At 35.7% G+C, this 11,918-nt stretch carries 14 protein-coding genes; 7 read left to right on the top strand and 7 right to left on the bottom strand.

Going from position 1 to position 11,918, the window contains the following annotated elements:
- The first annotated feature begins 8 nt into the window (after nucleotides 1-8).
- On the top strand, nucleotides 9-1,094 hold the full coding sequence (locus FJQ98_RS04840) for an SDR family oxidoreductase (RefSeq protein ID WP_053594772.1): 1,086 nt from the start codon (nucleotides 9-11) through the stop codon (nucleotides 1,092-1,094).
- Between the two features lie 303 nt (nucleotides 1,095-1,397).
- Here the strand turns inward: FJQ98_RS04840 and FJQ98_RS27140 are convergent, their stop codons facing one another.
- Nucleotides 1,398-1,526: a hypothetical protein gene (locus FJQ98_RS27140; RefSeq protein WP_277815942.1), complete on the bottom strand. Its 129-nt coding sequence runs from the start codon at nucleotides 1,524-1,526 to the stop codon at nucleotides 1,398-1,400.
- 200 nt (nucleotides 1,527-1,726) lie between these two features.
- Between FJQ98_RS27140 and FJQ98_RS04845 the strand changes: the two genes are divergently transcribed.
- A complete protein-coding gene (locus tag FJQ98_RS04845; protein ID WP_053594771.1) occupies nucleotides 1,727-2,494 on the top strand; it encodes a TerC family protein in 768 nt (255 codons plus the stop codon).
- 88 nt (nucleotides 2,495-2,582) lie between these two features.
- Here the strand turns inward: FJQ98_RS04845 and FJQ98_RS27145 are convergent, their stop codons facing one another.
- Together FJQ98_RS27145 and FJQ98_RS27150 are read right to left on the bottom strand one after the other, a co-directional pair.
- Nucleotides 2,583-2,708, bottom strand: a complete 126-nt coding sequence (locus tag FJQ98_RS27145) for a hypothetical protein (protein ID WP_281399257.1) — start codon at nucleotides 2,706-2,708, stop codon at nucleotides 2,583-2,585.
- Nucleotides 2,684-2,818, bottom strand: coding sequence for a hypothetical protein (locus FJQ98_RS27150; protein ID WP_277815941.1), 135 nt, complete (start codon nucleotides 2,816-2,818; stop codon nucleotides 2,684-2,686). Before FJQ98_RS27150 ends, FJQ98_RS27145 begins: the two co-directional genes overlap by 25 nt.
- 161 nt (nucleotides 2,819-2,979) lie before the next feature.
- Here FJQ98_RS27150 and FJQ98_RS04850 point away from each other — a divergent pair, with 161 nt between their 5' ends.
- Nucleotides 2,980-4,335, top strand: coding sequence for a TrkH family potassium uptake protein (locus tag FJQ98_RS04850; protein WP_053594770.1), 1,356 nt, complete (start codon nucleotides 2,980-2,982; stop codon nucleotides 4,333-4,335).
- 925 nt (nucleotides 4,336-5,260) lie between these two features.
- On the opposite strand, the gene FJQ98_RS04855 is transcribed toward FJQ98_RS04850, so the two are convergent.
- Entirely contained in the window at nucleotides 5,261-7,000 is a 1,740-nt protein-coding gene (locus tag FJQ98_RS04855; protein ID WP_053594769.1) for a B12-binding domain-containing radical SAM protein, read from the bottom strand.
- Between the two features lie 210 nt (nucleotides 7,001-7,210).
- On the opposite strand from FJQ98_RS04855, the gene FJQ98_RS04860 reads away from it, so the two are divergent.
- The gene (locus FJQ98_RS04860; RefSeq protein WP_246494292.1) at nucleotides 7,211-8,677 is read left to right on the top strand and encodes a PAS domain-containing sensor histidine kinase; all 1,467 of its coding nucleotides are present in this window, start codon (nucleotides 7,211-7,213) and stop codon (nucleotides 8,675-8,677) included.
- A gap of 122 nt (nucleotides 8,678-8,799) precedes the next feature.
- Nucleotides 8,800-9,246 carry a MarR family winged helix-turn-helix transcriptional regulator gene (locus FJQ98_RS04865; RefSeq protein WP_053594768.1) on the top strand — a complete coding sequence of 149 codons (447 nt, stop codon included), beginning with the start codon at nucleotides 8,800-8,802 and terminating at the stop codon, nucleotides 9,244-9,246.
- Between the two features lie 317 nt (nucleotides 9,247-9,563).
- Here FJQ98_RS04865 and FJQ98_RS04870 read toward each other — a convergent pair whose 3' ends face one another.
- The 3 genes from FJQ98_RS04870 to FJQ98_RS04880 all read right to left on the bottom strand — a co-directional run bounded on the left by FJQ98_RS04870 (nucleotide 9,564) and on the right by FJQ98_RS04880 (nucleotide 11,210).
- Nucleotides 9,564-10,262 carry a hypothetical protein gene (locus FJQ98_RS04870; RefSeq protein ID WP_053594767.1) on the bottom strand — a complete coding sequence of 233 codons (699 nt, stop codon included), beginning with the start codon at nucleotides 10,260-10,262 and terminating at the stop codon, nucleotides 9,564-9,566.
- A 64-nt stretch (nucleotides 10,263-10,326) separates the two neighbouring features.
- The gene (locus FJQ98_RS04875; protein ID WP_053594766.1) at nucleotides 10,327-10,941 is read right to left on the bottom strand and encodes a CPBP family intramembrane glutamic endopeptidase; all 615 of its coding nucleotides are present in this window, start codon (nucleotides 10,939-10,941) and stop codon (nucleotides 10,327-10,329) included.
- A gap of 77 nt (nucleotides 10,942-11,018) precedes the next feature.
- Complete coding sequence (locus tag FJQ98_RS04880) at nucleotides 11,019-11,210, bottom strand: YkvS family protein (protein WP_053594765.1); 192 nt, start codon at nucleotides 11,208-11,210, stop codon at nucleotides 11,019-11,021.
- Between the two features lie 124 nt (nucleotides 11,211-11,334).
- Between FJQ98_RS04880 and FJQ98_RS04885 the strand changes: the two genes are divergently transcribed.
- Together FJQ98_RS04885 and FJQ98_RS04890 are read left to right on the top strand one after the other, a co-directional pair.
- Nucleotides 11,335-11,523, top strand: coding sequence for a hypothetical protein (locus tag FJQ98_RS04885; RefSeq protein ID WP_053594764.1), 189 nt, complete (start codon nucleotides 11,335-11,337; stop codon nucleotides 11,521-11,523).
- Nucleotides 11,524-11,615: 92 nt separating this feature from the next.
- Nucleotides 11,616-11,792 (top strand): aspartyl-phosphate phosphatase Spo0E family protein, encoded by a 177-nt coding sequence (locus tag FJQ98_RS04890; RefSeq protein ID WP_075807235.1) that lies wholly within the window; start codon nucleotides 11,616-11,618, stop codon nucleotides 11,790-11,792.
- The last annotated feature ends 126 nt before the right edge of the window (nucleotides 11,793-11,918 follow it).

Consider the following 11,918-nt stretch of genomic DNA (forward strand, 5'->3'; position numbering starts at 1 on the left):
GATGAGAGATGGGGGTTCATTTTTTTACAGGTTTTCCTGGGTTTATTTCAAGTCAATTAATACGAGAGCTATTTCGAAAAAATCAATCACAGGAAGTAATCGCTATTGTTTTAGCTGGTGAATTAGTAAAAGCAAATATAGAAAGAGCTAATATATTAACGGAGTTTCCTAACGCTTCTATTCGTATTGTAGAGGGAGATATTACATTACCGAATCTTGGCATAGAAAACCAAGCTATACAGGAAATTGTACCTCAAATTGAGGTGCTCTGGCATTTAGCTGCAATTTATGATTTAGCAGTACCACGCGATATAGCGTGGAAGGTAAATGTGCATGGTACGACTATGGTCAATGATTTTGTTCGAACACTTCCGAACTTAAGACGCTATATGTACTTTAGTACGGCGTATGTGGCAGGTATACGTGAAGGTGTTTTGTGTGAAAACGAACTAATTCGCCCGCCTGCATTTAAAAACTATTATGAGGAAACAAAATTTGAAGCTGAACATCGAGTAGAGGATTTAAAATCAGAGATACCACTGACAATTATTCGACCAGGCATAGTGCGTGGTCATTCTGAATCAGGGGAGACAATTAAATTCGATGGGCCTTATTTCTTTTTAAATATGGTGGATAAATTAAAATGTCTTCCTTTTATTCCGTATATCGGTCAATCGAAATCAATAATAAATGTGGTACCCGTGGATTATATTATAAACGCCTCGACTTATCTAGTTGATGAAAAATGTGCTGAAGGGAAAACGTTGCATCTAACGGACCCAAATCCGCATCCTGTGCAGGAAGTGTACCGTACGATGGTAAAATTATTAACTAGCCATTATCCTAAGGGACGATTACCGTTAACACTGGCTAGAATATCTTTACAAGTGCCACTTATCCGAAAAAGTCTAGGTGTTGAGCAAGAATCTTTAGACTACTTAACTTGGAATGCTAAGTTCGATACATCAGAAGCAGTTGCTATTTTGAAAAAGGGTGGTATTACATGCCCCGATTTTATACAGACTATGCCTAGAATGATTGATTTTTATTTAGCACATAAAGAAGATAAAAGCTATCAAATTCAGATAAGGTAAATAGTACACTGATTGAGAGTTGGAGCAATCGTGCGTTTATGGCCCATCTAGCAAACAAACAAGTTGTCACTATTCAATTAGCGGTAGACATCAGACAGAAGTTATTGAGGGTTAATAGTAGGGGTAGATAATTTTGCCACTCATATATGATAGTGCTATAATAAGTTTTCAGAAGAAAAACCTTCGACGTTTTGTCAAAGGGGAGTAGCTAACAGATACGAGCGATGTATCTGGATTCACATTCGTCATGACATGGTTTTTACCATCGGGTGTGATAGGCGAATAACTCTATGCTAGCGGTATTTAACTTCTTTCAGCAAACATCTGTAGCTGACGCTTCGCTTTCGCTACAAAAAACATCTGTAGCTGACGCTTCGCTTTCGCTACAAAAAACATCTGTAGCTGACGCTTCGCTTTCGCTACAAAAAACATCTGCTGAAAGAAGTTAGCCTCCAGACGCAATTAGCCGAGGCATAATTGATCTACTAGTAATAGAACGGTACTGATATAAAAGTCAGGTATTTATTTGCTTAGCGAGACCTTTGCCTTTTAATAGGGGCAGGGTCTTTTTCTTTTGTACTCGTATAGTAATGACTATTTTGGGTATACAGAGCTTTAGAGGAGGCACTTGAATGGAATCAATTTTATTACAATATGGTTGGGTACTTATTGTACTTATAGTATTAGAAGGGTTATTAGCAGCAGATAATGCGGTTGTGATGGCTGTGATGGTGAGGCATTTACCACAAGAGCAACAAAAAAAGGCATTATTTTATGGATTATTTGGCGCGTTAATTTTCCGATTCTCGGCACTCTTTGTCATTACAATATTAGTGAATTATTGGCAAATTCAAGCATTGGGAGCAGCTTATTTATTATTCATGTCTGCCAAAAATATATATGATTTGCGTCATAAAGAGGATTCGGAAGAAGTGGCGAACGATAAAGCTAAGAAAAAGGGCACTGGTTTTTGGATGACAGTGCTTAAGGTGGAGGCCGCGGATATTGCATTTGCTATCGATTCTATGCTTGCTGCAGTTGCCATTGCTGTAACTTTACCGAAGTTAGGGGACTTTGATATTGGTGGCATTAATGGTGGGCAATTTAGTGTCATGTTACTTGGAGGGTTTATCGGAGTCATTATGATGCGATTTGCGGCACAATGGTTTGTAAAAATATTAAATGACTACCCCTCACTTGAAACCGCTGCGTTTTTAATTGTAGGTTGGGTAGGAGTGAAGCTTGTTGTGTTAACTTTGTCACATGAGAAAGTGGGCATTTTACCTGTAGAGTTTCCACATTCTACTGCATGGGAGTTAACTTTCTGGGTTGTGTTAGTGGCTATCGCACTAGTAGGGTATCTAGTAGGTGTTCGTCATAAAAATCAAGAAGCTCAATAAGCATTAACTAATTTCAGTAAACATGCGCTGAAATTAGTTAATGCCTCCGGCGGATGTCACGGAATCGGAAAGGAGTTCTTAAAGGATGTTAGCCTAAAATCATCGCATCCATGCGATAACGGCTAACTGACCTGCATCCTGTTGTTGCTGCCGCTTCGCTTTCGCACAGACAAAACCCTGTTGCTGCCGCTACGTTAGCACTGCGCTTTCGCACAGACAAAACCCTGTTGCTGCCGCTTTGCTTTCGCACAGACAAAACCCTGTTGCTGCCGCTTTGCTTTCGCACAGACAAAACCCTGTTGCTGCCGCTTCGCTTTCGCACAAAAAACATCTGCAGGCCTAAGCACAAAGTCGAATCCGGACGTAATTATGCCGAGGCATCATTGATGAGGAATAGTCGTATCTATTCCTCTTTCTTTTTTTATATATTTTTTCTATACTAATATCTATCGAGTTTGGCATCATGTGAGGAAGGAGTTGTTAAAGTGCCCTGGAAAAAATCATCAAATAGACTTGTAACCCCTTTTCAGGTACTTGTTTCTTATTATTTTATAGCTATAGCGATTTCCTTCCTGTTACTACGGCTACCTGGCGTTCACCAAGAAGGTGTGAAAGTTTCATTATTAGATAGCTTGTTTACTGCAGTTAGTGCAGTTAGTGTAACAGGTTTAACAACATTTAATATATCTGAGAGCTATACAACATTTGGGCTCGTGATGGTCCTTGTCATTTTACAGCTTGGGGCAATTGGTATAATGTCACTAGGTACCTTTGTTTGGTTACTTGTTGGGAAAAAAATTGGTATGCGTGAGCGTCAATTGATTATGATTGACCATAACCAATACAATTTGTCAGGGGTTGTTCAATTAATTCGAGAAATATTGAAAATCTTAATTGGCATTGAAGTGATGGGGGCATTTATTTTAACGTTGCACTTTACCAATTACTTCGATACTTTGGAAGAAGCCTTGATTCATGGTGTCTTTGCCTCCGTTTCAGCTACTACAAATGGGGGCTTTGATATTACTGGTATGAGTTTACTACCGTTTCATAACGATTACTTTGTTCAAGCGATAACAATGGTGCTAATTGTGCTTGGCGCGATAGGCTTCCCAGTTTTAATTGAAGTGAAAACCTTTTTACTTAATCGCCATGCAAATTTCCGCTTTAGTTTATTTACTAAAATAACAACTTCCACATATGCAATTTTATTTGCAGTAGGGGCTGTCGTTATTTTACTGCTTGAATCATTCCATTCCTTTAAGGGAATGCCTTGGCATGAGGCTCTGTTTTCTGCAATGTTCCATTCTGTTTCAACACGATCAGCTGGACTTACGACGTATGATGTAACAACCTTTAGTGAAGCAACAGATATTTTTATGAGTTTTTTAATGTTTATTGGCGCCTCACCGAGTTCAGTTGGTGGTGGGATACGTACAACAACGTTTGCAATGGCCATTCTATTCCTAATTACCTTCTCACGAGGAAGAGAGGATATTCAAGTATTCGGACGTGAAATACATTTAATTGATGTATTCCGCTCGTTTGTTGTTATCTTATTGGCATTCTTTATGGTATTAGTAGCGACAATTATTTTACTCATTACTGAGCCACATGCGTCACTGATTCAAATTATTTTTGAAATTACATCAGCGTTCGGAACGTGTGGGATGTCTTTAGGGATCACCTCTGACTTATCGGTAATTGGTAAAATTATCGTTATGATTTTAATGTTTATTGGTCGTGTCGGATTAATTTCCTTCCTTTACACTCTAGGTGGTGGCGGTAGAGGTAAAAAATCTAATTATCACTATCCAAAGGAACGTGTAATTATTGGGTAAAGCACTAAACCATTGATATAAAGGCTTTTATGGAAGTCTATTCTTGAATTGCCCCTTTTTGTTCTCTTAAAGGTTACCTTTTGAGATAATCTTCAAATTTATAGATGTAATGTGCAAGTAGGTGTTAGCTGTGACACAAAGTGGTGTGATGACTACGGACTGGCACTAGGATTGTATATCACAATTCAACAACGTTGTTCAGTGTTTGTTGAGAATGGTTTAGTCATGTATGCTAGGTAAACCAACCAAAAAAGACCAGGTACTCGATTTATTTGACCTGGTCGGTTTACTTATTAAATCTTGCTGAAGATACAGTTATGGTGTCTGATACGTGTAAGGAAATTCGTGCAAAAAAAGATATAGGAAAAATGAAGAGCGGCTGCATAAGAGGAAATCTTTTGCAGCGTTTTTTTTGTGTTATCGTTTATTTTTGGTGGATCACTTGAACTATCGAGCATGATTGGGCCTCTCATTGGCAATCTATTCTTGACGATTAAGTAGCTCATAACTTATCTTGAACAGCTTCTTTTACTTCACCAAAGTTCGATTTTTTTTGATATACTTACTATTACAATTTGTCATTTACAAAGAAAATAATGTATAAAATCAGCATATAAGTGACTTCGTCATATAATTGTCAAAAAATTTAAAATTGTTTTTCCTGAATATAATGACTGTTGAGTGGGTAATATTTACAATGCAAAGGCATTAGTGACCTGAGAATTTCGTACTAAACTTTTTTAGGATAATTGTAATACCTCTACTAACATCTGATGACCATAAGAAAGCTATCGGTTTTACTTAAAATAGGTACATTTGAAATGTAATTATTTGGATTCATTTTAGATTACTGATAAATTTAAGAGTTCTTTATGAATGTAAAAAAACGCTAATCCAATATTTATTAATGGACTAGCGTTTCTTATTATACAGAGTGGATTGTTGCAAAGTATGGTGCTTGACCGAGACGGAAGTAAGTTAAAAGATAGGCATTTTTTTGTACAATTTTGCCATTTGAGAAATTTTGGTAATCTATGTGATGCGGAATAATGAGCGTATGTTTAAACAACTCTTTTTCAGATAGATTGAAGCTTGCGAATTCCTCACCTGCAATTGTAGGGTTTTCACGTAAAGCATTATAAAGTGTTTTTTGTTGCTCCTCTGTAGGGCGCTCCTTCCACCATAATTTACGTGGCTGGAACTGCTGAGCCTTTAAATAATCCAGCTGCATTAAGCTTTGAATAACATTTAAATTAGCACCCTCTACAGTTTCTAAAAACATTAATAAACGACGGAATAAATCCTCAAGCTGATGACCGATACGTGACCAACCCTTTGTTTCCCAATACGTACCGAAATTTTGGAAGAAATCAAATGGCGTTTCAAACACTTCAGTTACTAAGTATTCAATCGTATGATCCATACGGTGATCATTCCAGTATTTCTCAAGTACATCCTCTGCATGTTTAATGCGTACAATATCATCAAATGTTAAGACATTGTTTGAGAAAATTTCGTAAGGAGCTAAGTCCACATAAGTATAGCCGAATTTTTCAGCCTCTAGACGAAGGCCTGTACCGCGCAGAAGTTTAAGGAAGCCAAGCTGTAATTCTTCTGGTCGCATGGCGAAAACATCATTAAAGGTTTGGCGGAAGCTTGCATAATCTTCCTCTGGTAAACCAGCGATTAAATCTAAATGCTGATCAATCTTTCCACCTTCTTTGACCATCGTCACTGTACGCGTTAGTTTTTCAAAGTTTTGGCGGCGTTTCACAAGAGTATTTGTTAAATCATTCGTCGACTGAACACCGATTTCAAAACGAAAAAGACCTTGTGGTGCGTTATCATTTAAAAACTGGATAACCTCAGGACGCATAATATCTGCGGTAATTTCAAATTGGAATACAACCCCTGGCTTATGTTCATCGATTAAAAATTGGAACATTTCCATAGCATAGCTGCGGCTTATATTAAATGTACGGTCAACAAATTTAATAATACGTGCACCATTGTCCATCAAGAATCGAATATCTTCTTTTATTTTTTCTCGGTTAAAATATCGAACACCTACTTCAATAGAAGATAAACAAAATTGACAGCTAAATGGACAGCCTCGACTTGTTTCGATATATTGAATTCGTTTGCTTAGATGTGGGAGATCCTCATCAAAGCGAAATGGACTTGGCAATTCACGTAAATCTACTTTTGGTGGTTGTGCGTGAATTCGCACTTTACCATCCTCTAAGTAGCAAATCCCTGGAACATCCTCTAATGCAATTTCTCCATGCAAATAGCGGAGCAATTGTTTAAAGGAAGTTTCTCCTTCGCCCATAATAATGAAATCAACCTCTTCAATTCTCCGTAACCAATGATGGGTATCGTAAGAAACTTCAGGTCCCCCGAGCAAAATTTTAACATTTGGACAGACAGTTTTTAACATCTTGATAACGTGAATCGTTTCTTCAATATTCCAAATATAGCAACTAAATCCTACAATATCAGGTTTTTTTTGAAACAAATCTGATACAATATTAAAAGCGGGATCTTTAATTGTATATTCTGCAATGACTGGATTAAACTCCGGTAGAGCAGCACCTTTTAAATAACGCAATGCTAAATTTGTGTGAATATACTTTGCGTTTAAAGTAGTTAAAATAGTATTCATTTAATAATCTTCCTTTCAATTTCTAATTGTAACAGTCAAGTAGCTGTCATACAATATAATCCTTTTTACCTATTTATTTTGTGAACAGTTCGTGAAATAATTTTAAATACTTAAATTTACTAAATTTTGTAATAATAGAATCGTACAGTCATAAAGTATAGTAAGGCTCAAAATTCGATTAAGAGGTTTTTTACTCTTTTGAAAGGTTAGGTGAGAAAGTTGAAGCAAAATGATATTAATCAATGTTTTGGAAATCTTATGAAAAGTACTTCGTCACCAACACTTATTCTTAATAAAGCAGGGAAAATTTTGAACGTGAATGAGGCTGCTATTAAACTTTTTAACCTTAATTTAACGTATATTGGCTACTTAGCTATGGACGAGCCATCAAATTTAAACTGGGCGAAGTTCGTCAAACAATTACAAAGTGATTTGAGATCAGAGGAAATCTTCAATATTAGAACAACTGGTAATGAGTTTGAAATGATGTCCTTCAAATGTTTTTATGATCCAAACACTGAAGAAATTGTTGCGCAAATTTCAACGTTAAATAATGACATAGCTCATGAATTATATGTTAGCCAAGAGCAGGAGAGATCACAATCTTTCAATGCTTATGATAACTTACCTTACGCTGTTATTGTAAGTGACGCTAGCGGGATAATTCTTGGGCTAAATAAGTATGCTGAAATGTATTTGAAAATTGAAAAATCACAGCTTCTTCATAAAGCACATCAACACATATTTGATACATTTTCGTTGAAGAAAGGTCAAATTACAACATACCTTTCTAAACTGATGGGTGAAAAGCATGCAAGTATTCATGTAGTTGATGAAACTCAAGTTAGCAGAACTTGTTATTATGAAATTTCGAGTGTCTTTGATGAATATAACAATATTATTGTCACAGTCATTAATGATGAAACAGAAAAGAAACAACTTCAACATAAAGTTGAGCATCAACAAGCTTTAAATGTTGTTGGTCAAATGGCATGCAGTATTGCCCATGAAATTCGTAATCCATTAACTTCTTTAAAGGGCTTTACTGAGTTATTAAAGCTAAATGCTGATGAGGAATCAAGCATGTATTTATCGGTCATTGATAGTGAACTCCAACGGATGGAACAAATTTTATCCGAGCTTTTAGTATTGTCCAAGCCAACAAGCATGAAGGTAGAATTATTAGAGCTAGACAACATTGTGAAGCAAGTGATTGAGTTTATGTTACCAGATGCACTTATGAAAAATATTATGATTCAATATATTTCTGCTTCTACGCAAGTATATATTGGTGGCAATGAGAATCGTTTAAAGCAAGTATTCATGAATCTTATTAAAAATGCGATGGAATCCATGAAAAGTGGTGGAACCATCACAGTAGAAATAAATGTTATTGATTGTGCGAGTGTAGAACTAATGATTAAAGACGAAGGTGTCGGCATGGACAGCGCTACCCTTCAAAACTTATTCCAACCTTTTTACACGACGAAATCAACAGGGACAGGACTAGGCCTTGCTTTCGTGAAAAAGGTGATTGAAGAGCATGAAGGTGTAATAGGTGTGAATAGTGAATTACAGAAGGGGACATGCTTCCACTTACAATTCCCAATTTACACATTTAATCAGATGGATACAATGGATGTATCCGCGAAGGATTCTGCTTATTTAGTAACATAAAGAGAGTACTAATGGTTGCATAAACCACCGCGAAAGGCACAAAATCAAATATTGCTTTTGACAACGCTTTTCTAATATCGCTATAATGGCATGTATAAAGAGCGAATTGAGAGGAAAAGGATATGACGTCAGAAGATATAAAACAATCTTTAAAATTATACATTGTATTATCACGTGCGCATAAAGCAATTAATGAAACGACCCATCAATTTTTTCAAGAGAATGGATTAAACCCAACTGAGTTTGCTGTATTAGAGCTTCTTTATCATAAAGGAAGACAACCATTACAGCAAATTGGCAATAAAATTTTGCTAGCTAGTGGGTCTATTACGTATGTCATTGACAAGCTTGAAAAAAGAGGATATTTATTGCGTGTCTCTTGTCCATCAGATCGCCGTGTTACCTATGCAGATATTACTGATAAAGGTGAAGCATTTATGGGAGAACTATTTCCAAAACATGAGCAGCATTTACATGAATTGATGAGTGTGCTTTCCGTTGAAGAAAAAGATCAAGCTATCACTTTATTAAAAAAATTAGGCCTGTCTATTAAGGATTTGTCTTATTAAAAAGAGTTGTCTCAATCCATTTGAGGCAACTTTTTTTATTTTGAACAGTAGCCGCGCTTTTGTTGATTAAAAAGGCTCTACATCAAATGTTGAGCTGAGACACAATGCTTACGCACAAAAAATACTTGTTGCTGCCGCTTCGCTTACGCACAAAAAACACTTGTGGCCTCATGTGGCTCATCGGACACCCCCAGGAAAGCGCCCAATTGGAACGGAAATCAATCTCGTTATGGTGATGAGCCTCATTTAAAATAATAAAAAGACTGTAGAGCAAACAAGTCTTTCTAACAAGTTTGTCTACAGTCTTTTTTGAATCATTATTTTTTAGAAATAGTTGCTGCCATTTTAAGCATAGCATCTGTTAAATCTAGTTCGTCGTTATCGTGAATTATTAGTTTTGAAATTAAACCATCTTTTTCAAAAACAATGCCGATTACTTTTTCTTTTTCTGTATCAAAATTCACAACATAACCCTCAATGTTTTTAACATCTTTAAATGCAGCTAGTTCCTCAGAAGTTAAAGCTACTGTTTCACCAACAGCATTCATATAATCTTGCATAGATGTTTTTGTATCATCATAGCTTGATTGTGATGCATCAATTGTTTCGATACGCATAAATACTTCAGAATTTTCATTAGAAACTAACATGTCTTTACCTGGTTCTTCTTGAGTAAGTGTAAATCCAGGTAGCTGTTGCATTTTATAGCCTTGTTCAGCACTTTTAGATTCTGTTGCTTTTCCAGTCTTGTCTTCACCTTTTTGTACATAGTTAACTTCTTGTTCAGGCTTAGCTGAAGTGTCCGTATTGTCTTTATTTGTTTCATTTGATGTAGGCGTTTCTTGCGGTTCATCTACAGCTGTATCCTCAGATGATGGCTGTTGTTGTTCAGTCGTTGTATTTGCTGGCTCCTTTTTTTGAGCATCAGAATCCTCTGTTTTATCAGAAGTGTTACATCCTACGACTAAAACTGCTGTTAATAATAATGCAGGTATAGAAAATAATCTTTTTTGCATGAAAAGCCCTCCTTTTCTTTATTAAACGTTGGTAAAGATAAAATGTTTCCAAATTTTAATGTTATCATGTTAAAGGTAACACTAAAAATAATAATAGTACAAAAACTACATGGGTTACAATAACAAGTGGCATACTTTTACGCCATTCATATAAAAAGCCCCAAATAAGGCTTGTTACAAGTGCAGCAATCATACCCAGCATAAAGCCACTAATAGCAATGGAGATGGCGCATAACATCGCAGTTACAATAACAGCAAAAGCAGGACGCATAAAGCGTTTTAGCTGTTGTTGAATATAGCCGCGCCAAAATAGTTCTTCACCAATGGCTACAATGAATACGAGTAATATATAGTGCCAAATATTTTGTGGTCCATAGTTTGCTAAAAATTTTTGTACTGATTGTACTAAGGAATTATTAATGTGTGGTGCAAGCCAATAGCCAAAGCGTATAATACCATATGTTATTGTACCGTATCCAATACCAAAGAGTAAAAATTGCCAGGTAGGTAACTGATCTTCGATTTTACCAGCCAGAATTGCAATGGCAATACATACAAGTAAAGTAAATGCATACATGTACCAAAATACAGCTTGGTTAGCAAAGGTAAAAGCTAGCATGCCATAAACGAATAATAAAGAAAGGAGAAATATTATTGTTTGTTTCGAATTTGTAAGCATATTTCGACCTCCATGCTTTAATTTTAACAAAAAAAAAGTCCCATATCATCTATAAAGATAAATAGGGACTATTCAGACTATTGAGCTTCATTTGTATATAAAATTTTGTAACGTTTATGGTTGACGACCGTTTTCTCTTCAATTTCAAGGGAATCAAAATTCTCCATGTATGTTAAATCAACGATCACCGAATTTTCATTTACTTTTTCGACTATACCTTGTAAGCCATCTTTAAACTCGATAATATTTCCAACTTCAGCTATTTTCACAGACAGTCAGCTCCTTCATCGACTAATAATATACAGTTTGCATGAAAAAAAGGGAAACGTAAAGCCTTTTTTAAATAATTCATAATTTGTTACACAAAATGATAAAAAGAAAGGAATAGAATTAATGGAAAAATACGAAAATATGATTAAACAATTACAAAATGGGGAAATAAACAGTGTAGAAATAGAAAAGGAACAATTTTATGAGTTTCGAGAAGTACTTGTAAAACATCCTTTATTTAAACATGTTAGAGGTGAGGCCAAACAAAATGGACGAGTGATTTACACTTATCAGGAAATTCCTAGAAGCTAATTTGTCGAACATTGTCGTAAGTTAATGCTGTAAGAAATGAAATATAAATGTATAATAATGGTATGATTATTTGTGTGTGGAGGGTTGTATGAATGGTCAATCTACTCTTGAAACAAATGGAACAAACTCGTGAGATGATGATTCGCTCAGGTGTAGAAAACGGGTTACAAAATGCGAAAACCATTCAACTGAGTCGCAGATTAGATCAGTTAATGAATACTTATTATAGACAGACAGCATTTGAAGACGAAGAAGATCAAGAAGATTGAAAGAATGTTCCAGTATTCAGAGTATAAACTTTTTAAATAGTATGTTTAAAAAGCATTTTCTGGGGAATACTTAATATGAACACAGCAACATTCTCATTTCCCCCTTTAGAGCAGTGATACCCCATC

The organism is Lysinibacillus agricola, assembly GCF_016638705.1.
GTDB lineage: Bacteria > Bacillota > Bacilli > Bacillales_A > Planococcaceae > Lysinibacillus > Lysinibacillus agricola.